30 protein-coding genes are annotated in these 22,007 nt (G+C 39.1%); 14 read left to right on the top strand and 16 right to left on the bottom strand.

Features of this window, described 5'->3' with window-relative positions; all coding sequences use genetic code 11:
- Positions 1 to 42 precede the first annotated feature (42 nt).
- Positions 43 to 1,338, bottom strand: coding sequence for an adenylosuccinate lyase (gene purB, locus J3U73_RS07545; protein WP_267410048.1), 1,296 nt, complete (start codon positions 1,336 to 1,338; stop codon positions 43 to 45).
- A gap of 3 nt (positions 1,339 to 1,341) precedes the next feature.
- A complete protein-coding gene (locus J3U73_RS07540) occupies positions 1,342 to 2,631 on the bottom strand; it encodes an adenylosuccinate synthase (RefSeq protein WP_220268722.1) in 1,290 nt (429 codons plus the stop codon).
- 196 nt (positions 2,632 to 2,827) lie between these two features.
- Here J3U73_RS07540 and J3U73_RS07535 point away from each other — a divergent pair, with 196 nt between their 5' ends.
- The 3 genes from J3U73_RS07535 to J3U73_RS07525 all read left to right on the top strand — a co-directional run bounded on the left by J3U73_RS07535 (position 2,828) and on the right by J3U73_RS07525 (position 4,779).
- A complete protein-coding gene (locus tag J3U73_RS07535) occupies positions 2,828 to 3,820 on the top strand; it encodes a GMP reductase (protein WP_267410047.1) in 993 nt (330 codons plus the stop codon).
- Between the two features lie 293 nt (positions 3,821 to 4,113).
- A complete protein-coding gene (locus J3U73_RS07530; RefSeq protein WP_267410046.1) occupies positions 4,114 to 4,566 on the top strand; it encodes an AraC family transcriptional regulator in 453 nt (150 codons plus the stop codon).
- A 24-nt stretch (positions 4,567 to 4,590) separates the two neighbouring features.
- Positions 4,591 to 4,779 carry a cysteine-rich KTR domain-containing protein gene (locus J3U73_RS07525; RefSeq protein WP_220268724.1) on the top strand — a complete coding sequence of 63 codons (189 nt, stop codon included), beginning with the start codon at positions 4,591 to 4,593 and terminating at the stop codon, positions 4,777 to 4,779.
- 243 nt (positions 4,780 to 5,022) lie between these two features.
- Here J3U73_RS07525 and J3U73_RS07520 read toward each other — a convergent pair whose 3' ends face one another.
- Positions 5,023 to 5,232: a DUF2961 domain-containing protein gene (locus tag J3U73_RS07520; RefSeq protein ID WP_258562454.1), complete on the bottom strand. Its 210-nt coding sequence runs from the start codon at positions 5,230 to 5,232 to the stop codon at positions 5,023 to 5,025.
- 213 nt (positions 5,233 to 5,445) lie between these two features.
- Between J3U73_RS07520 and J3U73_RS07515 the strand changes: the two genes are divergently transcribed.
- From J3U73_RS07515 to J3U73_RS07475, 10 genes are all read left to right on the top strand, one after another.
- On the top strand, positions 5,446 to 5,637 hold the full coding sequence (locus tag J3U73_RS07515) for an enolase C-terminal domain-like protein (protein ID WP_267410045.1): 192 nt from the start codon (positions 5,446 to 5,448) through the stop codon (positions 5,635 to 5,637).
- Positions 5,638 to 5,691: 54 nt separating this feature from the next.
- Complete coding sequence (locus J3U73_RS07510; RefSeq protein ID WP_258562398.1) at positions 5,692 to 5,874, top strand: enolase C-terminal domain-like protein; 183 nt, start codon at positions 5,692 to 5,694, stop codon at positions 5,872 to 5,874.
- Between the two features lie 35 nt (positions 5,875 to 5,909).
- The gene (locus J3U73_RS07505) at positions 5,910 to 6,119 is read left to right on the top strand and encodes a hypothetical protein (RefSeq protein ID WP_267410044.1); all 210 of its coding nucleotides are present in this window, start codon (positions 5,910 to 5,912) and stop codon (positions 6,117 to 6,119) included.
- A 142-nt stretch (positions 6,120 to 6,261) separates the two neighbouring features.
- Positions 6,262 to 6,522: a GntR family transcriptional regulator gene (locus J3U73_RS07500; RefSeq protein WP_267410042.1), complete on the top strand. Its 261-nt coding sequence runs from the start codon at positions 6,262 to 6,264 to the stop codon at positions 6,520 to 6,522.
- Positions 6,523 to 6,543: 21 nt separating this feature from the next.
- Entirely contained in the window at positions 6,544 to 6,735 is a 192-nt protein-coding gene (locus tag J3U73_RS07495; protein WP_323848377.1) for a UTRA domain-containing protein, read from the top strand.
- Positions 6,736 to 7,410: 675 nt separating this feature from the next.
- A complete protein-coding gene (locus J3U73_RS07490; protein ID WP_267410040.1) occupies positions 7,411 to 7,845 on the top strand; it encodes an SLAP domain-containing protein in 435 nt (144 codons plus the stop codon).
- A complete protein-coding gene (locus J3U73_RS07485) occupies positions 7,842 to 8,459 on the top strand; it encodes a CAP domain-containing protein (RefSeq protein ID WP_323848376.1) in 618 nt (205 codons plus the stop codon). The genes J3U73_RS07490 and J3U73_RS07485 overlap by 4 nt, the downstream gene beginning before the upstream one ends.
- 189 nt (positions 8,460 to 8,648) lie before the next feature.
- The gene (locus J3U73_RS07480) at positions 8,649 to 8,780 is read left to right on the top strand and encodes a hypothetical protein (protein WP_267395727.1); all 132 of its coding nucleotides are present in this window, start codon (positions 8,649 to 8,651) and stop codon (positions 8,778 to 8,780) included.
- A gap of 46 nt (positions 8,781 to 8,826) precedes the next feature.
- Positions 8,827 to 8,937 carry an SLAP domain-containing protein gene (locus tag J3U73_RS10915; RefSeq protein WP_416381489.1) on the top strand — a complete coding sequence of 37 codons (111 nt, stop codon included), beginning with the start codon at positions 8,827 to 8,829 and terminating at the stop codon, positions 8,935 to 8,937.
- Between the two features lie 42 nt (positions 8,938 to 8,979).
- On the top strand, positions 8,980 to 9,528 hold the full coding sequence (locus J3U73_RS07475) for a hypothetical protein (protein WP_267410039.1): 549 nt from the start codon (positions 8,980 to 8,982) through the stop codon (positions 9,526 to 9,528).
- Between the two features lie 253 nt (positions 9,529 to 9,781).
- Here the strand turns inward: J3U73_RS07475 and J3U73_RS07470 are convergent, their stop codons facing one another.
- Positions 9,782 to 9,976, bottom strand: a complete 195-nt coding sequence (locus J3U73_RS07470) for a hypothetical protein (protein WP_267410038.1) — start codon at positions 9,974 to 9,976, stop codon at positions 9,782 to 9,784.
- 24 nt (positions 9,977 to 10,000) lie between these two features.
- Entirely contained in the window at positions 10,001 to 10,246 is a 246-nt protein-coding gene (locus J3U73_RS07465) for a hypothetical protein (RefSeq protein ID WP_267410037.1), read from the bottom strand.
- A gap of 355 nt (positions 10,247 to 10,601) precedes the next feature.
- Here J3U73_RS07465 and J3U73_RS07460 point away from each other — a divergent pair, with 355 nt between their 5' ends.
- The gene (locus J3U73_RS07460) at positions 10,602 to 10,739 is read left to right on the top strand and encodes an IS3 family transposase (protein ID WP_323848346.1); all 138 of its coding nucleotides are present in this window, start codon (positions 10,602 to 10,604) and stop codon (positions 10,737 to 10,739) included.
- Positions 10,740 to 10,848: 109 nt separating this feature from the next.
- On the opposite strand, the gene J3U73_RS07455 is transcribed toward J3U73_RS07460, so the two are convergent.
- From J3U73_RS07455 to lysA, 11 genes are all read right to left on the bottom strand, one after another.
- Positions 10,849 to 11,901 (bottom strand): extracellular solute-binding protein, encoded by a 1,053-nt coding sequence (locus J3U73_RS07455; RefSeq protein WP_267410035.1) that lies wholly within the window; start codon positions 11,899 to 11,901, stop codon positions 10,849 to 10,851.
- Between the two features lie 26 nt (positions 11,902 to 11,927).
- The gene (locus J3U73_RS07450) at positions 11,928 to 12,971 is read right to left on the bottom strand and encodes an ABC transporter ATP-binding protein (RefSeq protein ID WP_267410034.1); all 1,044 of its coding nucleotides are present in this window, start codon (positions 12,969 to 12,971) and stop codon (positions 11,928 to 11,930) included.
- Positions 12,972 to 12,982: 11 nt separating this feature from the next.
- Positions 12,983 to 13,771: an ABC transporter permease gene (locus tag J3U73_RS07445; RefSeq protein WP_220268730.1), complete on the bottom strand. Its 789-nt coding sequence runs from the start codon at positions 13,769 to 13,771 to the stop codon at positions 12,983 to 12,985.
- Positions 13,764 to 14,594: an ABC transporter permease gene (locus tag J3U73_RS07440; protein WP_267393455.1), complete on the bottom strand. Its 831-nt coding sequence runs from the start codon at positions 14,592 to 14,594 to the stop codon at positions 13,764 to 13,766. Before J3U73_RS07440 ends, J3U73_RS07445 begins: the two co-directional genes overlap by 8 nt.
- A 192-nt stretch (positions 14,595 to 14,786) precedes the next feature.
- The gene (locus J3U73_RS07435) at positions 14,787 to 15,836 is read right to left on the bottom strand and encodes an aspartate-semialdehyde dehydrogenase (protein ID WP_267410033.1); all 1,050 of its coding nucleotides are present in this window, start codon (positions 15,834 to 15,836) and stop codon (positions 14,787 to 14,789) included.
- Positions 15,833 to 17,023 (bottom strand): aminotransferase class I/II-fold pyridoxal phosphate-dependent enzyme, encoded by a 1,191-nt coding sequence (locus tag J3U73_RS07430; protein ID WP_267410031.1) that lies wholly within the window; start codon positions 17,021 to 17,023, stop codon positions 15,833 to 15,835. The genes J3U73_RS07435 and J3U73_RS07430 overlap by 4 nt, the downstream gene beginning before the upstream one ends.
- An 18-nt stretch (positions 17,024 to 17,041) precedes the next feature.
- Complete coding sequence (gene dapB / locus J3U73_RS07425) at positions 17,042 to 17,803, bottom strand: 4-hydroxy-tetrahydrodipicolinate reductase (RefSeq protein ID WP_267410112.1); 762 nt, start codon at positions 17,801 to 17,803, stop codon at positions 17,042 to 17,044.
- On the bottom strand, positions 17,803 to 18,726 hold the full coding sequence (dapA, locus tag J3U73_RS07420) for a 4-hydroxy-tetrahydrodipicolinate synthase (RefSeq protein WP_267410030.1): 924 nt from the start codon (positions 18,724 to 18,726) through the stop codon (positions 17,803 to 17,805). Before dapA ends, dapB begins: the two co-directional genes overlap by 1 nt.
- Positions 18,727 to 18,748: 22 nt before the next feature.
- Positions 18,749 to 19,888: an N-acetyldiaminopimelate deacetylase gene (locus tag J3U73_RS07415; RefSeq protein ID WP_267410029.1), complete on the bottom strand. Its 1,140-nt coding sequence runs from the start codon at positions 19,886 to 19,888 to the stop codon at positions 18,749 to 18,751.
- 4 nt (positions 19,889 to 19,892) lie between these two features.
- The gene (gene dapD, locus J3U73_RS07410; protein ID WP_103752563.1) at positions 19,893 to 20,603 is read right to left on the bottom strand and encodes a 2,3,4,5-tetrahydropyridine-2,6-dicarboxylate N-acetyltransferase; all 711 of its coding nucleotides are present in this window, start codon (positions 20,601 to 20,603) and stop codon (positions 19,893 to 19,895) included.
- Between the two features lie 12 nt (positions 20,604 to 20,615).
- Positions 20,616 to 21,923: a diaminopimelate decarboxylase gene (lysA, locus tag J3U73_RS07405; protein ID WP_267410028.1), complete on the bottom strand. Its 1,308-nt coding sequence runs from the start codon at positions 21,921 to 21,923 to the stop codon at positions 20,616 to 20,618.
- Between the last annotated feature and the right edge of the window lie 84 nt (positions 21,924 to 22,007).

Genomic DNA, 22,007 nt, shown 5'->3' with positions numbered 1-22,007 from the left:
CCAAATTAAACTTGGAAATTAGTCCCTATTAAATATTTTGGTTTATTCTAAACCGACTTTTTTAAAAATATCGTCAACGTGACGCAAGTGATAGTGGTAATCAAAGGCATCCGCAACATCATCTTCTGAAAGATAATTCATAATTTTACTGTTCTCAACTAATTTTCTAAATGAAATTCCTTCATTCCAAGATTTAGTTGTCAGCTTTTGCACCATATCATATGCGTCTTCACGAGAAAGCCCTGCTTCATCGATTAGTTTAAGCAGCAGTCTTTGTGAATAAATTAAGCCATAAGTTTTATCCATATTCTTGAGCATGGTTTCGGGGAAAACATCAAGATTGGTCAAAATTCGGTTAAACCGATTTAACATATAATCAATGCCAATCGTGGTATCAGGCAAAATAATTCGTTCGGCACTTGAATGCGAAATATCGCGTTCGTGCCAAAGAGTGACATCCTCATACGCCGTTACAATGTGCCCACGCAAAACCCGCGCCATTCCACACAGATTTTCTGAGCCAATTGGATTGCGTTTATGCGGCATCGCAGATGAACCCTTTTGTCCCGCACGGAAATGCTCTTCAACTTCATGAATTTCCGACCGTTGCAAGCTGCGGATCTCCGTTGCCCAATTTTCAATGCTAGTGGCAATTAAGGCTAGTGTAGCAATGTATTCTGCGTGCAAATCGCGGGGCAAAATTTGACTTGTAATCGGCTGTTGAGTCAGCCCAAGCTGTTGAAGCACACTAGTTTCAATTTCTGGTGGCACATTCGCAAAAGTACCAACCGCACCAGAAATTTTACCGGATTCTACGCCTTTAGCAGCATGTTCAAAGCGATCAATATCGCGGTTGATTTCTGCATACCAGCGAGCCAGTTTTAAACCAAAAGTAGTAGGTTCAGCTTGCACACCATGCGTGCGACCCATTTCAACGGTATTTTTGTATTTACGCGCTTTTGCTGCAATCGTCTTTTTCAATTCCTGCAAGTCTTGCCTAATGATTTCATCGGCTTGTTTGAGAATATAACCTTGGGCAGTATCAACAACATCAGTTGAAGTCAGGCCAAAGTGAACCCACTTTTTCTCCGGGCCAAGGCTTTCAGAAACCGTTCTAGTAAATGCGACAACATCATGATGCATTACTTGTTCGAGTTCAGCCACTCTTTCGGGTGTAAAACGAGCATTTTGCGCAATTTTGGCAGCATCTTCTCGTGGCACTTCGCCGATTTCGCTCCAAGCATTTGTCGCAGCAATCTCAACTTTTAGCCAAGCTGCATATTTATTTTCATCTGACCATATTTTGCCCATTTCAGGGCGAGTGTATCGTTCTAACATCAATTACATTTCCCAAGGATTACGTAAAACAATTGTTTGTTTACGTTCTGGTCCAACCGAAACGGTCACCAGCGGAACGCCAACTAGCTCAGCAACACGGTTTAGAAATTTTTGCGCATTTTCAGGCAAATCTTCCCAGGTTTTGGCATTAGTAATATCTTCTTGCCATGCAGGTAATTCTTCATAAACCGGCTTGCAGCGCTCTAATTCTTTTAGACTGGCTGGATAGTAATCGATTTCTTGACCATCTAGTTCATATGCGGTCGCAATCTTAATTGTGTCAAAACCACTGAAGATATCAAGCAAGTTCAAGCTTAAGCCGTTAATGCCAGCAACTCGTTTAGCATGACGCAATGCAACGGAGTCAAACCAGCCAACCCGCCGTGGTCGACCGGTAACTGTGCCGTATTCATGAGCAGTTTCACGGATGCGGTCGCCAGTCTCATCAAGAAGTTCTGTTGGGAATGGACCAGCACCAACACGAGTAGTGTAAGCCTTGCAAACACCAATTACAGTGTTTAGTCGGTTAGCGCCAATCCCAATTCCGCTAGCAATTCCACCTGAAATTGTATTTGATGAAGTTACAAATGGGTATGTTCCTTCATCTAAGTCGAGCATAATTCCCTGTGCACCTTCAAACAGTACTTTTTCATCGTTATCTAGCGCATCATTAACTAATACAGAAGTATCAGTTACGTATTTTTTCATTTTTTGGCCGTATTCATAGTACTTGTTGAAGATTTCGTCATAATCAAGTTCAGGCTTGCCATAAATTTTAGTAAATAATTCGTTTTTAGCAGCTAAATTAGCGCGTAATTTTTCTGCAAATGTATCTTTTTCAAGTAAATCACAAACTCTAATACCAATTCTTGAAGCCTTATCCATGTAAGTAGGCCCAATACCATTTTTGGTTGTGCCAATTTTATTTGCACCTTTTGCTTCTTCTTGATACTCGTCTTGCTTAATATGATAAGGCATGATGACATGAGCACGGTTGGAAATTCGTAATTTGCTGGTATCAATCCCATTTTTTTTAAGGTTTTCAAGTTCACCTAATAAAACCTCTGGGTTAATTACTACACCATTACCGATAACTGCTCCTTTAGCAGATGCGAAAATACCGGATGGAATTAAGCGCATCTTAAAAGTTTGATTATCGATTTCAATTGTGTGCCCAGCATTATTACCACCATTGGAACGAACGGAGTAAGCTGCTTCCTTACTCAAAAAATCGGTTATTTTACCTTTTCCTTCGTCGCCCCATTGGCTACCAACAACTGTAACTGCTGTCATTTTCCTTCACCTCATTAAAAATCTACAAATATCACGTAAATAGTCTAGCAATTTAAGCTATCATAGTCAAATTTAAATGCGAATTATTCTGACTAATCTATTTTAAATAGTTCGATTTTTATATTGACAAGAATATGCTTTTTGATTATAGTAACTTGGTTTGGAAAAAGACATTTAAATAGGAGCCGATTTACTTATGAGTAATTATTTTAGTGTAGAAGCCTTTGATTACGATGATATTCAACTTGTTCCTAACAAAGGAATTATCAAAAGCCGTCATGATGCGGATACCAGTGTTAAGTTTGGAAGCCGAACATTTAAAATTCCGGTTGTTCCAGCAAACATGGAGAGCGTGATTAATGACGAGTTGGCTATTTGGCTTGCGGAAAACGACTATTACTATGTAATGCACCGCTTTCACCCAGAAAAGCGACTGGATTTCATCAAAATGATGCATGAAAAAGGCCTTTTTGCTTCAATTTCTGTCGGTATTAAAGAGGACGAATATAGCTTCATTGATCAATTAGCAGCTGAAAAAATCGTTCCTGAATATATTACGATTGATGTCGCACACGGCCACTCTGCCTATGTCATCGACATGATTAAATACATTAAAGAAAAATTACCGGATACTTTCTTAACTGCGGGAAACATTGCCACGCCAGAAGCTGTTCGTGAACTAGAAAACGCTGGTGCTGATGCTACCAAAGTTGGAGTTGGTCCTGGACGTGCATGTATTACCAAACTTAAAACCGGTTTTGGTACTGGTGGCTGGCAGCTAGCTGCTCTTAGAATGTGTAGTAAAGTTGCCAGTAAGCCACTAATCGCTGATGGCGGTATCCGTTATAACGGCGATATAGCAAAATCTGTTCGCTTTGGTGCAACAATGGTTATGATTGGGTCAATGTTAGCCGGTCACAAAGAATCCCCAGGTAACGTTATCAAAATTGACGGTAAAACCTACAAACAATATTGGGGCTCCGCATCCGAAGTTCAAAAGGGAGCCTACCGCAACGTTGAAGGTAAACAAATGCTTGTACCATATCGGGGACCAATTGCTGATACCTTGACCGAAATGCAGGAAGACTTGCAATCTTCTATCTCTTATGCTGGTGGTAAAACGCTCAGTTCAATTAAGCTTGTTGATTATGTTATCGTTAAAAACACCATTATGAACGGTGATAAATAGTTGCTAATTTATCCAGATAAGTAATTTGTTATAGCATAAAATAACTATTTCCGTTAAAATAATAATATCTCAGTGCGATTAGGTAGCAGCACTGGGATTTTTTTGTTTTAGCTAATAATTAAATCTTAAAAGATAACTGGTTGAGCCAAGATCTAGCAGATCTTTGATTGTCATAACAATAACCAAATAATAATATATTTTAAAATTTTTCTTGAAAATCATTTTAATTGCCCTTACGATTGGTTTTGTCAAAGCTTGATAAGATATTTTGATGTAGGAGGTTCAAAGCATTGATGAAAGAAAAATTTAGCGGTATTGAAGAATTTAAGGATATTGAAATCGCATATATGCGTAGAACGGGTGCTTATGGCCCGGGAAATAATCAATTAATGGACGATTTCAAAGCGCACTTAAAAGAGCATAACTTACTCACAGACGATAGCACCATACTTGGGATAGCAATGGATGATCCAATCCAAACGCCACCAGAAAAGCAAAGATATGATGTAGGTATTATTATCACCGATGGCGAAAAAAAGATTGATTTACCTACTCGTAAGATTCCTGACGGACGTTACGCGATCTTTGAAGTTGCTCATACCGTTGAGGGAGTATCACATTTTTGGGAAAATATTCAAAATTTAACGAGTGATTTACCGGTAGATAACACTAAACCAATAATTGAGCGGTATGCTTCTTCAAAAGTTTCAGCACACTTATGCGAATTTTGTATTCCTGTGAGATAAATTAATGAAAAAGGTAAGTTATTAATGGAAAAACAATCATGGGTATTATGTCCTACTTGCAATAGCAAGACCCGAATTAAGGTACGTGAAGATACAGAGCTATTAAGGTTCCCACTATTCTGTCCCAAGTGTAGACACGAAAATCTAATTAATATAAAACATGGAATTATTACAGTTATTAAAGAGCCAGACGCGAAGACGCAGAGCCAATAATTTGTAGGAGATACTCTTACAGATTATTGGCTCTTTAATTTTTGAATGTGATATTTAATTGATTTCACACTAAGTTGCCAAAGATTGTTACCAGATACTAGCCTAGCAATTCATTGAAAAAATAATAAAGCCCCGAAGTTAGAACAACTTCGAGGCTTTTATTATGACTAAATTAAGATCTTAAATCTTTGACACAACTATCAAACCGTATTCATAGAATCGGGGCTCTATTATACCAGTGCTTTATCTTGGCAGTCTGTCTGCTCTTGCTAAAAATGACCGAAATGGGCTGTGGGGCTCAGTTTGATACCAATAGGCAACCGTCGAAATGTCATCTGAGCGCTCATATAAGCCAATATCATCATTGCCAATATCCTGAAAAGTTACTTTTAACCGGTTGGAAAAAGCGATGGGATCCGACAAGTGCCAGCTGTACAAACCATGCCGGGGCAGTCCATCATTACCACAAGCATGAAAAGAATTAGGATCGGGTTTCCCAGCGCTGAACAGGTCACGGGTATGATCCTACGTTTCATGAAATGGATAGCCCTGAAATGCCGTAGAATAAGTGTAAGTTTGTGGCAATTGACCGTATTCATGCTTTTGAAAGGCCCACGCACCACCAAAGATTCAATCCCAGAATCTTATTTTGACCCTGAGAAGTACATGACAGTAACGTTGAAAATGTTTAAAGCAGTAAAGCAAAAGTATGACTCAAAATTTCAGTTAATTCATGATGTTCACGAAAGACTAGCTCCTAATCAAGCACTACGTTTTGCTAAAAAAGCAGAAAAATATGATCCATACTTCTTAGAAGACAACATATTATCCCCTAATCAAAATGAATTGCTGAGATAGCTCCGAAATCAATCGGTCACACCACTGGCGATAGGTGAATTATTTAATAACGCAATGGAATGGAAGGAGCTGGTTCAAAATCGCCAGATTGATTTTCTGCGCGCACACGTTTCTCAGATTGGAGGAATAACTCCTGCCCTTAAGCTTGCACACTTTTGTGAAATCTTTGGTATTCATATGACTTGGCATATCCCACCAGACATACTCCTATTGGGATTGCAGTCAACACTCATTTGAATATTCACCGTCATAATGCAGCTATTTAAGAAAATGTGCCCGTCCCAAAGAACACTAAAAAGTTATTTGGCAGAATTCCTGAAGTTAAAAAAGGATACTTTTATCCAATCAAGCGCAGCGGTATCGGGGTAACTTTTGATAAAGAAATGGCAAAAGAGTTTCTGATCGTATACTGTCCTCATGAGTGGTCCCAAAGCAGAATACCAGATGGAACATTCGTTACGCCTCAAATCAACTTAACATAATAAAGTGTTCTAATTATTTTTCAGAATCACTTTTTACATTACCTAATGACAAAATTTGTTTTGTAACGCATATAATTTCGAAAAACTCATACTTTCCGAGGCTTAAAAAGCGAAAAAGACGGAATTCATCACACAGGATTTATTGAGCAAAATATACCAAGGGCAATACATTTCTAACAAGTTGCCTTACCAACAACAGCTTGCAAAGATATACCAAGTGTCAAGATTTACAATTCAAAAAGCAATTGCAGACTTAGTAGACATGGGGATCGTTTCCGCTGTTCAAGGATCTGGTATCTTTATTAATGAGAAAGCAATAGTTAACCCTCTCATTTTCAATTCTATAACTAAAACGCTATATAAACGACTAAATTCTAAAATGCTAAAATTTGAAAAACGATGAGCAACACATACTGACCAACAAATTTTTCAGATTAGTCCTGAAAGCAAGGTTTGGTATTTTGAAAGGGTCAGAATCGTCAACTACAAAATCGAACAATTGAAACGCTCTATCATGCCTTTAGCTCTATTTCCAGACTTATCGCAAGACAACATTGAAGGTTCAATTCAGCATTATGTTGAAAACAAGGGGGCTAAAAATATCACATTATATTAAGAACTATATGCCAATAACTGCAAATAAAAGGGAGGTAAAAATTCTTCTATGACCCAATGGAACGCCAATGATGAAAATCTTCAATCGTGCCGTCTTGAGCAACGAAAAAATTTTTGAATACAGTAATATTTCAACAATCAATTATTCAGTCACTAATTTTAGGCCGTATAATAGTGAGGGACAAAGCCTTAGAACACTTTAGTCATATGTTAATTTTTAAGTAAAATTACTATCGCTGTAATTGATTACCGCTTTATTCAACCATTATGGCTCTTATCTCAAGAGCGATTGCTAAGTTAAAGTTTCCTCCAATTGTTAACTTTAGAGCTCTGGCAACCAAAGCATAATCAAACATTTTTTAAAAAATACATATGGATGCTCGTGAAATATATCTTCAACAAGTTCATTTCCCATAACCTTTCCTTTATATACATACATTGGTAAACCGGAGCTTAAAAAATCCGTCCATGATCTGTCATTATGCCTGCTGATTTTTCTATTAAAAAAATATGTTCATTTACTAAATGTCACGGGTTAAATCATTATCAAAAACATTAATTCCTAAAACTGCTTCAAGATCTTCATTAACTTTATTAAAAATATTTTTTTACCCTCCTATGCTTATTTGATAAAATTAAGTTAAAAATAATGTTATTAAGTTTAGGAAAGAAAAAAATGAAATGGAAAGCTTTAATCTCAATATCTATCAATTCCTTATCTTTACTAGGAATGGGTTTATTTACAAATACGCAAACGGTTTCTGCCGTCAAAAATAATATCTTTTTGCCTGGAAACATACATATATATGATCATAAAGGAAGAGTAACTAAAAAAGTTTTTAGAAAAAAACAAGAGCTAACATATACTTCTATCAAAAGCATTAAAAAACAAGAATTTTATCGCATTGGCAAAAATAAGTACATTAAGTCGAACAGTGTTTTTCGTATTAATCAGGCTGAACATAAAAAGCCAAATCAAAACGCTAGCAAATATGATACAACAAAAAATGCTGCCAGCCTAATGGACTTTATTTCCAGTGATACTTCGCTAACTTCTGCACAAGAGAAGAGGCTCAGAAAGCTGCCAATTTACTTAGAACAGGAGAAATAGTTGATCACACACCAACAGGAGACAAGTCATGGGGAAAACCATCCTGGTTTGATGAATGCGTTAGTTTAGGTGACAAATCAGACTCTACGAACGCTTTAAATATCAAAGCAACACTCATTAGTCTTGAACGTGTTAACAAGGAACGGGCTGCTGTAGGTATTAATGAATTAAAGGTTTCACCAACTTCAACAGCTATTTCAATGATCGATGCTGATTACCAAAAAAAGTTTGAATTTGATCATCCACTACATTATGGTTATCGTTTTAATAGAGAAAACCTGTCACTTGGTAGCGGAGAACCAGTTGGAATGTGGATGACTGAGAAAAATGATTGGCTGTGGAATGTAAATAAAAATCCTAGTTTAGCGCCTTTCGAATTTTCACCTAACTGGAGAGATAAGGACTATGATGATGCAATTTTAGGTTTAAACGGTTATAAGACAGCTGGTCACTATACTAACTTGGTGGATAAAACATATCGTGTAATGGGGTTAGCTCGTATAATAGATATAGAATTCAATTACGGTTCATACAACGCTACTAGTCAAGGAGAAGATGGCGCAATTTCTGTTGCTCAGTACAAGAATCTGGTTAATGAGTGGCTAGAAAAGTAAATTTTATTAATTTATAATGTTATAAATAAAAAAAGTCCTGTCAATAGTATAAATAAACCAAAATAATCTATCAATAGGATTTAATATAGTGCCAAAAAACGTTGAACTTGTCTGCTCAAAGTTTTTTAATGGTCTATAAAAATAGTTTTCCTCCAGTCTCTTTTTATTTTTAAAGGAAAAAATGAAAAAATGAAAAAGAAAGTTCTTATCTCGATGCTTACCATAGCCTTAATGTCAGTGGGAGTAGAATCAATTACGGGTACGCAAATTGCTTTTGCAGCTAAAAATGAAATAATTTTACCGGGTTATATATATCTATAATCATAGCGGTAAAAGAACCAAAAAAGTTTACAAAAAGAGAAAGCGCTTGTCTTACACTTCCATTAAAAAGATTAATGGCCAAAAATACTATCGTGTTGGTAAAAACAAGTATATTCATCTGTATGATGCATTCCTAATTCAGCCAAATAATTATTAAAAATCAAATAAGAATGATCCTTCAAAAAATGCTGCTAGCTTAATGGACTTTATTGCAAATAATCCTTCATTAACTTCCGCCCAAAGACAAGAAGCTCAAAAAGCAGCCAATTTACTCAGAACAGGTATAATAGATGACCAAGTACAAAAAGTAGCCCCTTCATGGTTTAATACTTATATTAATCTAGGTGGTAAAAATGATGCTACTAGCAGTGCAAATATTCAAGCTTCACTTCAAAGTCTTGAACGTGTTAACAAAGAACGAACTACTGCAGGTGTAAGAAGTCTAAAGATATCACCGATTTCAACAGCGATCTCAATGATTGATGCGGACTATCAAAAACAAGGCTTTTTAAATCATCCAAAATTTTATGGTTATCGTCAAAACCTCGAGAACCTTTCTGCAGGTTCAGAAGCAATTAGCAACTGGATGACTGAACAGGAAGACTGGCAATGGAACGTAAAGAAAAATCCTAGTTTAGTTCCTTATGAATTTTCACCTAACTGGCAAGATCCAGCATATACACAGGCTGTTTTAGGCTCAAACGGATATAGAACTGCTGGTCATCATTATACTAACTTTAGTAAATAAAGAACATCGAGTAATGGTTATGGCCCATATGACGCAAACTCCTTACGGGATTGTTGATGCATTTAATGCCACAATCAAGGCGAAGATGGAGCAATTACACTAACTCAGTACAAGAATTTAATTAAACAATGGTTGAGTAATAAAATATTTAAATTTAGGGCTAAACTCTAGAGCACTATAATCATTTTCAAACAAAAAGCGCCTCAACAAGGCATAATAACTCTTGTTGTGACGCTTTTTACTATATGAATTTCTATCGTATTACCAGCTTACTGCTTTGCTTACATATTACTGCCCGAATTTCGGCATCAGTGACTAAGTTAAAGTCGTCGCCAATCGTCAGCTTAAGAACACTAGCAGCTAATGCATAATCAAGCATTTCTTTTTTCGAAAATTCGTGCAAAAGACCATGAGCCAAGCCTGCAGCTACGCCTTCCCAGACATGCATCTGATAAACCGGAGCTTCAAAAACCTACCCATGATCAATCATGATGGCTATCCATTCTGAGTCTTTTACTGAATGAATGTTGCGCAAAATGCTGGCAACCGTTTGGCACTTAGGATATTTAGCCGAAATTTCTTTTATTCCTTTAATGAATGCATCCGTTTGCTCAATGCCGCGGGTCGTGTCATTATCAAATGCTTTAATTCCTAAAACGGCTTCAAAATTTTCATCATGTGCAAGACAAATATCAACATACGGCATTAGTTTTACCATTGTTGCTTTTTGCCTATTTTGGTGACCCCATTTTTCCGTGATAGTTAAAATCGTTCACAACTTGAATATTATGTTTTGAACAATACTGACATACTTCCAACACTGCCTGACACATCTTTAGCGAAACCGCTGTTGTAATACCCAAAAAATAGCTTGTATCTGTCAAAATCTGCAACCAATCGTATTCTTTCGCCTGCAAGATTACAAAATAACTACTTGTACGGTCATAACCCACGCTCGTGTTGCGGACGCTAGCCCTCACTTATTAAAAAAATAAATTTCTAAACGGAGGACCGAAGAACTTAGGGCGTTTACGCTATAACAGCGCAAGGGCGGCTCGCTGGATGGTGGGTTAATGGAAGGCTGCTTTAGCATCTTAAAGCGGAAAATGCTCTATGACTTTGAAAAGATCTTCAAGAATTTAAGCGCACTTGAAGAAGCAATCAGAAGATATATTAATTACTACATACTAAAAGAAGCAAAAACACACTGAACGGACTAACCCCGATTGAATATCCGGCGTTAGTCCTCATCAGCAAGGATTTATTAAACTGTCCTAATTTTAGGGTTCACCTCAACTCTTTTTATTATCTTTTTTTAAATTACTGATTCATAATTTTGTTCCATTGACTGATCCAAGCGGACATATGATTGTTTACATAATAAAAGTCAATTGTTTTTGCACGTTTAGCAATATCGCCATACGTTTTGTTAGCTGCTTCAGCCGGCGTTAGCTTAACCTGTGAATTAACCGGTGCATTGTTCAGAGAAGAAGCACTAGCAACCTTCTTTTGAATCGCTTTGCCTAAACGGAAATCGATAAACTTGTACGCTGCATTTGCATTCTTACTGTTCTTCAAAATACCCATGTTATCATAATTAGCGTACGTCCCCGAGACTGGAACAATGTATTTCAAGCTTGCATCAGTGGCTTGCAGCATGCCGACTGCATAATCGCCAACAACGGCAGCACTAATTTCACCGGTTTTAAACATATTACTCAGGTCTGAACTTTGTGAATATGTCTTTACGACATTTGGTTTCAGATCTTTAATTGCTTTAAAAGCAGCTTTACCATTATCACTAGGCACGGCAACTTTGGCATGATCTCCCGCAATATAAAGCATCGCTGGTCCAAACGTAGTAGTGAAGTCAGGAATAGCAATCTTGCCTTTTAAATTACTAGACCACAGGTCATTCCAATCCTTGATGTGCACTTTTTTCGGATTGTAAATAATACCTAAACTGTTAAGCGTATAAGGAACGGTATTAGTATCCTTGGCTAATTTTTGCTGGTCACTTGATAAATACTTAAAGTTTTTAATTTTGGAAAAATCCAGTTTCTTGAACAGTTTCTTTTTAGCACCCGTAACCGCATTGTTTTGAGCTAAATCAATAACATCAACTGCAGAATTAGGATTATGCTCAATTTGTGTCAGTCTGGTTGAGCTATCCCCGAACTGGGTGGTAATTTTAACGTTATTTTGCTTAGCAAAAGGATTAAGAACATCCGAACGCATTTGTTTGGTTGACAGACCAAAGGTAGAAACAACCAGTTTGGCATCACTTGATTTTGAAGAACAACCGGAAGTAGCAATCGCTGTTCCAGCAGCAACCAGGCCAGCAGCCAGTAAACACACTTTTTTAAATTTCATAATTAGACCTTTCTGAAATAAATTGACTATTTTAACAACGGATGAAGATGTTTAGCCGGAAGAGTTAAGGTAACTTCATCTCCTGAACTACGCATCTTTTGACGCGCCTCCTCAACTTGAAATTCGCCAAGTTTGGAGTGAACGGTGTACTTAAAGCTTTGACCCAGGTATTCACGGTTAATAATCTTGCCGGTAAAAGTATTTTCGCCAGCAGTTTCCGAATTTAAGGCAATATTTTCAGGGCGAATGGTTAAAACTTTAGCGTTTGAATTAGGCTCTTTAGTAGCTAAAACCGTCTCACCAACTTTAATATGATATTTATCTTGACAACTATCTGGAGTGACCGGTATGAAATTATCATATCCGATAAAGCGAGCAACATATTCTGTACGCGGATGGTGGAAAATGGTTTGTGGCGTATCAAATTGGTCAATACGGCCGTGTTTCATGACTAGAACTTTGTCAGAAATGGCAAAGCATTCTTGCTGATCATGCGTCACAAACAGCACAGTCATTTTCATTTTCTTTTGGAGACGAGAAATTTCTTCCCGCATCTTCAATCTCAATTTTGCATCGAGGTTGCTAAGTGGTTCATCCATCAACAATAATTCTGGGTTAATAACTAAAGCTCTTGCTAAAGAAACTCGCTGTTGCTGACCGCCGGAGAGCTGTGCCGGAAACTTAGTTGCCAGATCACTTAAGCCGGTCATATCTAGCATGGCAACAACTTTTTCTTTAATCTTACTTTGGGCCATCTTGCGCATTTTCAACCCAAAGGCAACATTTTCAAAAACGTTTAAGTGTGGAAATAATGCGTAACTTTGAAAAACCATGCCGAAGTTTCTCTTGTATACTGGCACTTTAGTAATATCCTTACTGTTGACCAAAACCTGTCCCGAGGTTTCTGGAATTAAGCCAGCTATGATTCTCAGCGTAGTGGTTTTCCCGCATCCTGAAGGACCAAGTATTGAAACAAGTTCCCCATTTTTGATTGAAAAAGAAATGTCTTTTAAGACTTTAGTCTTACCGTCATATGATTTTGCTAAATTTTTAACTTCTAAATCTGCCACTATAATAACCTCTATTTAGTAATATTCTTAATGCCAATTACTTTTTCAACTAAAAACATCATAAGTGCGGTAAAAATCATTAATAATACGGAGATTGCAGATACGGTTGGATCATAGTTGTTTTGCAAGTAGTTTAAAATTGCTGGTGGCAACATGGTTAGAGATGGTCCGTTCATGAACAAGGAAATAGGGATATTATTGAACGAGTTGATAAAACACATCATAAAAGCTGCAATAATGCTGGCTTTAATGTTCGGCAAAACAATTAGAAAGAATCCTTTTTTTGGTGAACAGCCGCATATCCATCCTGCTTCTTCAATATGGTTGTCCATTAGCAACATGCTAGCAGTGATTAAACGGATAACATAAGGTAAACAAAGCAAGAAATGACCAATAATTAAACTGATAAAGATTGGTACCCTTAGAGTAATGACAACTGCTTGATAAAGTGCAAACCCAATTACTATTTCTGGAATCAAAGTAGGACTCAGGAAAAATGACTGAAACCAAGCAGCATGGTGAATATTGTAATGAGTTAAAGAGTAAACCGCAGGAATACCGATGATAAGTGCTAAAAAGCTGGCAATTAGGGCAACAATCAGACTTGTTTCAAAACCGGTAATGAAATCTGGTTCCTGAAAAATGTTACTGTACCAAGAAAATGTAAAACCTTTTATAGGTAATGAAATTGATCTTTCATTATTAAAAGAAGTAATCACGACTAAAATTAAAGGCAACATGATTAATGCCAAAATAATAATCGAGATTGTCGTTAATGTCTTATTTTTACGATCAAGCATTATCAGGCCTCCGATCTAAGTAGTGGCTCATTCGTCGCATAATCCACATTGAAAGAGCAGAAATGAGAATCAGAATCAGAGCAATCACGCTTGCGTTTTGCCAATTTCCTAAGGTCATAGCCTGCTGATAAATCAAAGTAGACATCACAAGATGCCGATTTCCACCAAGAATCTGCGGTGTAGTATAAGCTGTCATGGAACCAGCAAAAACAAGAATGCATCCGGTTAGGATACCCGTGGTTAGCTGAGGAATAACAACTTTAAACAATGTATGCCAAGGATTGGAGCCGAGGATTGCGGCTGCTTCCTCGATTTCTACATTTAATTCCGAAATACTACCCACTAACGAATTAATCATGATTGGTAAAAACAAATAAACAGAACCGATAATAATAGCGGAATTAGTGTAAAGAATATCAAGTGGCACGTTAATTAGGTGTAGCGCTAATAAAAACTTATTAATAATGCCATCATGACCCAAAATGATAATCCACGCAAAATTTCTTACCACAGCATTCGTTAACATTGGGAATAAAATCAACAGACTTAACACCTGTCTCGCGGTCGTCTTCTGTCTGCCTATCCAGAGAGAAATTGGTAATCCCAAAATTAAAACAACCACAACTGTAATAATTGCAATTAAAAAAGTACGCCCAATAACTTCCCAGTTATAAGAGCTTTTAAGAAATTGTGTATATAGAGCAAAGAAACCATTAGAACTTTGAAAAGTTGGAATCGCGATTTCAATAAGTGGAAAAAATGTAAACACTAAAACTCCCAAAAACGCTGGAATTATCAACCAGACCGCTGACTTTCGATTCATATATTACCTCCGCTTTGTTTTTAGATTAGCTATTTTTTAAATATATGTCAAGATAAATTCGAATAAAATCTGCATTATTTTAAATAAATGTTTGATATATATAAATATTTTAGCTTTATATAGTTAAAATATCATAATTTTTATTTAAAAAGCGAACATTGCTTAAAAACTAATCTTACAAAGCGAACTAATTTAAACCAAATTATCGCGCACCAAGCACTCAGCAATTTCCACCGTGTTGCTGGCAGCACCACGTAACAAGTTATCGGCCACTACCCACATGTGGAACGCTCCGGCGTTTTCTTCATCGGCACGGATTCGGCCCACAAAGGTTTCACGCTTGCCTGCTGCTTGTAGTGGCTGCGGATAAAGCTGCTTTGACGGGTCATCTTGTAAAACTAAGCCCGCTGTTTGCGCAATTATTTGCTGAATTGCCTTAACGCTTGCAGCATGATCTTTCACAACAAAGTAGACAGTTTCACCATGACCAATTTCAACCGGAACCCTGACACAAGTTGCGGTAACTTTAATTTGACTGGAGTCCTGGTCATTAAACAAAATTTTCTTAGTTTCATGAATCATTTTCCATTCTTCGTGAGTGTAGCCGTCATTTTCAAAGACATCAATCTGGGGTAGCAAATTAAAGGCCAAAGGATAGTGCTTGCGATCAGCCCCGGTTGGCAAAATTTGGGCTTGGGGCTGTTGCCCATTCAATAAGTCTTGAGCCTGCTGCAGCATTTCATCCCAAGCAGCTTTTCCAGCACCGGACACCGCCTGATAAGTTGAAACAATTATCTGGCTTAAGCCAAAACGCTGAAAAATAGGATACAATGCAGCTACCATTTGAATAGTTGAACAATTGGGATTGGCAATGATGCCATGATGATGGGCTAATTGCTCATCGTTTACTCCAGGAATAATTAGTGGTACGTCATCGTCCATCCTGAATGCACTTGTATTATCGACGCAAACCGCACCGCGCTTAACCGCTTCTGGCAATAATTTTTGAGAAACTGCGCCACCGGCCGAAGATAAAACCAAATCAACCCCGGTAAATGATTCAGGCGTAGCCTCTTCAACGGTGATTTCACGTCCCTTGAACTGCAATTTTTTTCCGGCGGAACGCTTTGAAGCTAGTAGTTTAACTTGTTTAACCGGAATATTCGCCTGTTCAAGCTCACTAATTAAACGCTGACCAACCGCACCGGTTGCTCCTAGTATTGCAACGACGTATTCTCTCATTTGTTATCATCCTTTGTTACTAAAAAATTCTTAATTCTGTTTACGGCTTCATGTAAGTCTGCATCACTAGCAGCATAAGAAAAGCGAACATGTCCCTCTCCTCCGGGACCAAATGCACTGCCGGGGGTACCGCCGACTTTAGCTTGCCGCGCTAAGTCAAGTGCAAATTTTTCATCGTCTGTCCCGTATTCAGCTGGAATTTGGGTAAAAACATAAAATGCCCCCTCGCTGGTCATCGTCTTTAAGCCCAAATCATTAAGTGCTTTAACCAGGTAGTCACGCCTTTTTTGATAAATTGGTCGCGCCTGTGCTGGGTCATCATCGCCATGTTCTAACGCTTCTGCAGCCGCTGCCTGGGCCGGATTAGACGGAGCTGTCACTAAAAAAGCATGCATTTTAGCAATTGGACTGATCAAATTAGCCGGACCCGCAATATAGCCGATGCGATAGCCTGTCATCGCATGCGACTTAGATAGGCCATTAATTAAGAGGGTACGGTCGGGCAAATAACGGGCAATGGAAGTATGCTTAATGCCATAAGTCAGTTCACCATAAATCTCATCAGAAATTACATATAAGTGATTTTCTGCAATAATCGGGGCCAGCTGAGCCAAAACACTGCTAGAACATTCGCGACCGGTAGGATTGGTCGGATAATTGAGCAAAATTGCCTTGGCATGAGGATACTGCCGTAATGTGTCTTTCAAGGCTTCCGGTGTCAGAACAAAATTGGTTTTAGCGGTATTAATTGGCACCAATTTTGCTTTAGTAAATTGAATTAGCGGAAAATATAAGGCATAAGATGGGGTCGGCACAATAATTTCATCCCCTGGCTGAAACAACGCTAGCATCGCGCAAGCAATCGCTTCTGTCGCACCAACCGTAACAATGACTTCAGTTTCGGGATCATAAGACAAATTTTGTTTGCGTTTTAAATAGGCGCTTATTGCTCGACGCAATTTTGGAGTACCCTTTTGGGCCGAATAATGGGAATCATTATCTAAAATGCTTTGAACAGCTGCTTGTTTAACATGTTCAGGTGTATTTAAATCTGGTTCTCCTAAAGTTAATTTAATTAAACCCGGAATATCATCAACTTTTTGGGCAAACGCACGAATCCCTGAAGGTGGTATTTCGGCCAAGGGCGTGGCAGTTATTGCAGTTAAATCAGCAGCTAAATGAGGCATTTTAATTACTCCTTTTCTTTATAAGATTTTGTCTAAACCAACAATTAATTCATCCAGATCCATGATTTTAGCTAATGCTACTTTTACTCCTTGCATGAACGAGGAGCGGTCAAAAGAATCTTGCCTAATGGTCAGGGCTTCGCCTGGTCCACCAAATAAAACTTGTTCATGAGCAACATAGCCCGGTAAGCGAACCGCATGAACGGGAACGCCAGCACAATTGGCACCACGTGCTGGATTATCATCGCAGCTATCAGCTTGGGGCTGTTTTTTGCGGCTTTGGGCAATTAATTTAGCAGTGGCACTTGCCGTACCGGATGGTGCGTCAAGTTTATCGGCATGATGCATCTCAATAACTTCTGCATCCGGAAAATACTGGGCTGCTTCTTGAGCAAATTTCATTAATAAAACGGCCGATAGTCCAAAGTTAGGAACAATAATTCCACCCATTTTTTGTTTACGCGCAATTTCTTGTAATTGTTTTATTTGTTCATCACTTAATCCGCTAGTACCAATGATTGGGTGCATATGATGCTCTAAGGCAAACTTCGTATTAGCGTAAACGGCACTTGGAGTAGTAAAGTCAATCCAAACATCCGCACTAAGATTAATATCTGCTAGTTGCGTAAAGCGAGCTACCGAAGCACTCACTTCACCACTAGTCGTTGCATCTGGTGCCAAAACGCCAACTAATTCACAGTCAGGTAGTTGCGCAATTAAGTGGGCAACCTTTTTTCCCATTGAACCTGTTGCACCAGCAAGTAAAATTTTTTTCATGATTAATTCACTCCTAATTCTTTAGGCAAGCGGTTAAACAAAGCCGTTTCATTTAAGCCAAGATGACGGGCTAACTGCTGTTTTTCTTCCTTATTTAAAGTAACGATTGGCAACCGGCATCCCCCGGCAGCTAATCCTTGTGCATTCAAGACCGCTTTTACCGGTGACGGTGACGGATACATAAATAAAGCCTGCATTTTAGGCACTAATTGTCGTTGCAGCTTACCGGCGCGAGCAATATTGCCCCGAGCTAATTCATCATACATTTGCCGCATAACTTGGCCGTAAATGTGGGAGGCAACTGAAATTACGCCATGTGCTCCAAGCGTCTTGGCAGCTAAAGCCTGCACATCCTCACCCGTATAAACCAAAAAGTCATCTGCAGTGTGCTCGATAATATACTCTAAATCTTCCAGTTCCGTGCATTGCTTGACACCGGCAATTTGCGGATTTTGTGCTAATTCCACAATTGTTTCTTTTGCAATCGTAATTCCTGTTCTGCCGGGAATGTTATAAATCATTAGCGGAATTTGCGCTTTTTTGGCTACAGCCTCAAAATGGGCCTTAATGCCACGCTGATTAGGCTTGTTGTAATAAGGTGCAACCACTAAAGCTAAATCAATTCCAGGAATTTGACTGACCTCTGCAGTAAATTCCGCGGTTTGTGCCGTGTTATTGCTACCCGTGCCAGCGATGACTGGCACACGGTTATTAACTATCTGTGCAAATTTGGTGTAAAGCTGAATTTTTTCATCATGGGTCATTGTGGCTGTCTCACCAGTTGTGCCGCCAATGACAAATCCCCGGCTGCCCGTTTTAAGCAAATGCTCGGTTAATTCTTCTAAGCCAGGATAATCAACCTCACCTTGTTCATTAAATGGTGTAATGATTGCTGTCATTAAGTCTGCTTGCGTAAAATCCGTCATCTTGTTCTTCCTTTCAATAGAGTTACATGTGCTGCTTAAAGAAACCGACAATTGCATCAATTCCGACTTTAATAGCTTCTTCTTGCGGACTAAAAGTTGCCGAATGAAGCTGTGAATCATCCTGCACGCCTAGCCAAAACATGCTGCCTGGAATTTTAGCAAGTAAATAGCCGAAATCTTCTCCCGTCATTGCTGGCTCCGTTTCTTGATAATTAACAGCAGAATCGTTTTTTAAATAGGTAATCAACTGAGCAGTTATCTCCGGATCATTTTCAACTGGCCAATAGCCACCCTGATTAATCTCCAATTTAACTTTTGCTTGAAAACTTTGACCTATACCGGCAGTTACTTCGCGTAAACGTTGTTCAATGCGTTCAATCATCGTTTGCGTTAATCCGCGAATTGTTCCTTCTAAACGTGCATGTCCAGCGATTGCGTTTCTAATCGTCCCCGCCTGGATCTTGCCAATCGTGATTACCCCACCGGCAATTGGATCAATGCTGCGGGAAATAACGGTTTGCACTTGCTCAATTAGAGCTGCCGCAGCCACAACCATGTCATTTGCCCGCTGAGGATAAGCTGCATGCCCATCTTGCCCGTATAAATCGATGTTAACTTCTGCTGCTCCGGCAAATAAAGTGCCATTGCGGCAGCCAATTGTTCCAGTAGGCAAGTCAGGTGTAACATGAAGTGCAAAAAATTCATCAGGACGCCACTCACCAGTGAAGACCCCTTGCTCGTAAGCAAGTTTGCCCCCATTTTTGCTCTCTTCTGCTGGTTGAAAAAAGAACAGCAAATTATCTTTTGGCTGGTGCTCACTAAAATAGTTAAGAACACCCAAGGCCACGGTCATATGGATGTCATGACCACAGGCATGCATTTGACCATCATGTTTTGAAGAAAAAGGCAACCCCGTTTTTTCTGTTACCGGTAAGCCGTCAATGTCAGCACGATAGCCAATGGTTTTAGTGGGATTGCTTCCCTTGACTCTGACTAAAATAGCAGTTGGCAGTTCAGGCACAGTTTTGCATTCCAAATAGTCTTGCCGAAATTGGTGGATAACCTGTAACAAGTACTTTTGCGTTTGTTTTTCTTCTAGGGCTAATTCCGGTATTTGATGTAAATCACGGCGGATTTGGATTAATTGCTCATTTGTTAGCATTGGCTTACAGCTTTCTTAAATCTTGTTCAATCTTGGTCTTACTTGTGGTTTTTTCATCCCGCTGCTTAATAATTTTAGCTGGGACACCGGCTACCACCGCATTTGCTGGCACATCAGCAGTAACAACTGCTCCAGCAGCAATAACTGCGTTATCACCAACTTGAACTCCTTCTAGGACAACGGCATTGGCGCCAACTAAAACGTTTTGGCCGATTCTAACCGGTTTAGCAGAAGCCGGTTCAACCACGCCAGCAATAACCGCTCCCGCACCAACATGAGTATTGGCACCAATAATTGCGCGCCCACCAAGGACAGCATTCATGTCGATCATGGCATTTTCACCGATTTCCGCTCCAATATTGATTACTGCTCCCATCATAATTACCGCATTAGCACCAATACTTACTTGTTGGCGAATCAACGCACCAGGTTCGATCCGGGCCGAAACATTTTTTAAATCCAATAAGGGAACGGCCGAATTGCGGCTACAATTTTCTACTTGATAATCATTGATCTTAGCCGCATTGGTTCTTAAAAACGGCACTAAATCCGCCCAGTCACCGAAAACCACCCCAACATGATCATTTACAAAGGGTCTTACTTCTACTGGCCAGTCTAATTTTGCCAGGTCACCTTTTACATAAACCTTAACTGGCGTTTTCTTGGGTGCATTGGCAATAAAATCAATTATTTCTGTCGCTGACATATTCTTCATTTGAATTCCTCACTATTCTTGATAAAAACGATCATGACTGACTAAATCTTCATTGGTTTCACGTGTAACAACTTCTTGTGCGTGACCATTTTCTGCAAACACAACAGCTGGCCGAGGCACCCGGTTATAGTTCGATGCCATGCTGTAACCATAAGCACCAGTTGCTAGCATTGCAATTACATCACCTGCTTTGGTCGCTGGCAGCGGCAGTTTTTTGATTAACAAGTCCCCTGATTCACAATAGCGCCCAGCCAAGTGGACTGTTTCGCTAGGTTGAGCAGCGGGATCACGGGCAAGAAGTGCTTCATAATCAGCTTGGTAAAGAGCCGGCCTAATATTGTCACCCATACCGCCATCTACTGCTACATAGGGCATTAATCCGGGAACATCTTTACGTGCGCCAATCGTATACAAACTGTAGCCCGCGCTACCGACGATTGAGCGACCAGGTTCAACCCAAACAGCTGGAACTTTCAGTTGATATTCTTCAGCTAACTGGCGAAGAGTTGTCACAATCTGTTCAACAAAAGTTCCTAAATCCAACACTTGGTCTTGGGCGGTATAACGAATACCAAAGCCGCCTCCAAGATTTAAGATTTGGGGCTGATAATCATATTTTTTGGCCCATTCACGGACAAGTTGCATTAGTTTTTTAACTTCAAGCTTAAAGCCGGTCGTTTCTAAAATCTGTGAACCAATATGTGCATGAAGACCAATTAAAGTCATCTGTTCACTAGCCTGTACTTGTAAAAAAGCCTGCTCGGCTTGCCCAGATTTGACGTCAAAGCCAAACTTACTGTCTTCTTGACCGGTCTGATCATATTCATGAGTATGTGCCGTAACGCCGGGGGTAATTCTTAACATGACCTGAATATGACTTTTAGTATCAGCAAGAACTTCCTCAAGAAGTTTAATTTCATGAAAGTTATCCAGAATAATTACGCCAACATGATTTTGCACCGCCATTAAAAGTTCTGCCTTAGTTTTGTTATTCCCGTGAAAACTGATTTTGCTACTTGGAAAGCCAGCTTTAAGGGCGGTAAACAATTCACCGCCTGAAACGACATCGATATGGCCGTGTTCTTGATTGACCACCTGATACATCGCAATGGTAGCAAAAGCTTTGCTAGCGTAACTGATTGCATAATCGATGTGCTGTTTGGTAAAGGCTTGCTGCAAAGCCCGAAACTGTTGCCGAATTTGAGTAACATCGTAAACTACAAGCGGCGTGCCGTATTCACGGGCTAAATCTAGTGCATCAACTCCACCGATCGTTAAGTGTCCTTGATCATTAGTCTCGTAATAATCATCTGCTGGCATCTGGTAACCCTCCGTTTTCTTGAATAAAAAAGGACTCTTTTGTGTGCGCTTAGCATACAAAAGAGTCCTTCAAAAAATTAAAAT

The sequence above is a fragment of the Lactobacillus sp. B4005 genome (assembly GCF_026536045.1).
Lineage (GTDB): Bacteria > Bacillota > Bacilli > Lactobacillales > Lactobacillaceae > Lactobacillus > Lactobacillus panisapium.
This window is presented reverse-complemented; position numbering and strand designations above follow the sequence as displayed.

What these genes read in the sequence shown, in the direction of transcription:
- purB (WP_267410048.1), bottom strand. Translation starts at nt 1,338, where the DNA reads ATGTTAGAACGATACACTCGCCCTGAAATGGGCAAAATATGGTCAGAT.
- J3U73_RS07540 (WP_220268722.1), bottom strand. Translation starts at nt 2,631, where the DNA reads ATGACAGCAGTTACAGTTGTTGGTAGCCAATGGGGCGACGAAGGAAAA.
- J3U73_RS07535 (WP_267410047.1), top strand. Translation starts at nt 2,828, where the DNA reads ATGAGTAATTATTTTAGTGTAGAAGCCTTTGATTACGATGATATTCAA.
- J3U73_RS07530 (WP_267410046.1), top strand. Translation starts at nt 4,114, where the DNA reads ATGAAAGAAAAATTTAGCGGTATTGAAGAATTTAAGGATATTGAAATC.
- J3U73_RS07525 (WP_220268724.1), top strand. Translation starts at nt 4,591, where the DNA reads ATGGAAAAACAATCATGGGTATTATGTCCTACTTGCAATAGCAAGACC.
- J3U73_RS07515 (WP_267410045.1), top strand. Translation starts at nt 5,446, where the DNA reads ATGACAGTAACGTTGAAAATGTTTAAAGCAGTAAAGCAAAAGTATGAC.
- J3U73_RS07510 (WP_258562398.1), top strand. Translation starts at nt 5,692, where the DNA reads ATGGAATGGAAGGAGCTGGTTCAAAATCGCCAGATTGATTTTCTGCGC.
- J3U73_RS07490 (WP_267410040.1), top strand. Translation starts at nt 7,411, where the DNA reads ATGAAATGGAAAGCTTTAATCTCAATATCTATCAATTCCTTATCTTTA.
- J3U73_RS07480 (WP_267395727.1), top strand. Translation starts at nt 8,649, where the DNA reads ATGAAAAAGAAAGTTCTTATCTCGATGCTTACCATAGCCTTAATGTCA.
- J3U73_RS07475 (WP_267410039.1), top strand. Translation starts at nt 8,980, where the DNA reads ATGGACTTTATTGCAAATAATCCTTCATTAACTTCCGCCCAAAGACAA.
- J3U73_RS07470 (WP_267410038.1), bottom strand. Translation starts at nt 9,976, where the DNA reads ATGCATGTCTGGGAAGGCGTAGCTGCAGGCTTGGCTCATGGTCTTTTG.
- J3U73_RS07465 (WP_267410037.1), bottom strand. Translation starts at nt 10,246, where the DNA reads ATGGTAAAACTAATGCCGTATGTTGATATTTGTCTTGCACATGATGAA.
- J3U73_RS07460 (WP_323848346.1), top strand. Translation starts at nt 10,602, where the DNA reads ATGGAAGGCTGCTTTAGCATCTTAAAGCGGAAAATGCTCTATGACTTT.
- J3U73_RS07455 (WP_267410035.1), bottom strand. Translation starts at nt 11,901, where the DNA reads ATGAAATTTAAAAAAGTGTGTTTACTGGCTGCTGGCCTGGTTGCTGCT.
- J3U73_RS07445 (WP_220268730.1), bottom strand. Translation starts at nt 13,771, where the DNA reads ATGCTTGATCGTAAAAATAAGACATTAACGACAATCTCGATTATTATT.
- J3U73_RS07440 (WP_267393455.1), bottom strand. Translation starts at nt 14,594, where the DNA reads ATGAATCGAAAGTCAGCGGTCTGGTTGATAATTCCAGCGTTTTTGGGA.
- J3U73_RS07435 (WP_267410033.1), bottom strand. Translation starts at nt 15,836, where the DNA reads ATGAGAGAATACGTCGTTGCAATACTAGGAGCAACCGGTGCGGTTGGT.
- J3U73_RS07430 (WP_267410031.1), bottom strand. Translation starts at nt 17,023, where the DNA reads ATGCCTCATTTAGCTGCTGATTTAACTGCAATAACTGCCACGCCCTTG.
- dapA (WP_267410030.1), bottom strand. Translation starts at nt 18,726, where the DNA reads ATGACGGATTTTACGCAAGCAGACTTAATGACAGCAATCATTACACCA.
- J3U73_RS07415 (WP_267410029.1), bottom strand. Translation starts at nt 19,888, where the DNA reads ATGCTAACAAATGAGCAATTAATCCAAATCCGCCGTGATTTACATCAA.
- dapD (WP_103752563.1), bottom strand. Translation starts at nt 20,603, where the DNA reads ATGAAGAATATGTCAGCGACAGAAATAATTGATTTTATTGCCAATGCA.
- lysA (WP_267410028.1), bottom strand. Translation starts at nt 21,923, where the DNA reads ATGCCAGCAGATGATTATTACGAGACTAATGATCAAGGACACTTAACG.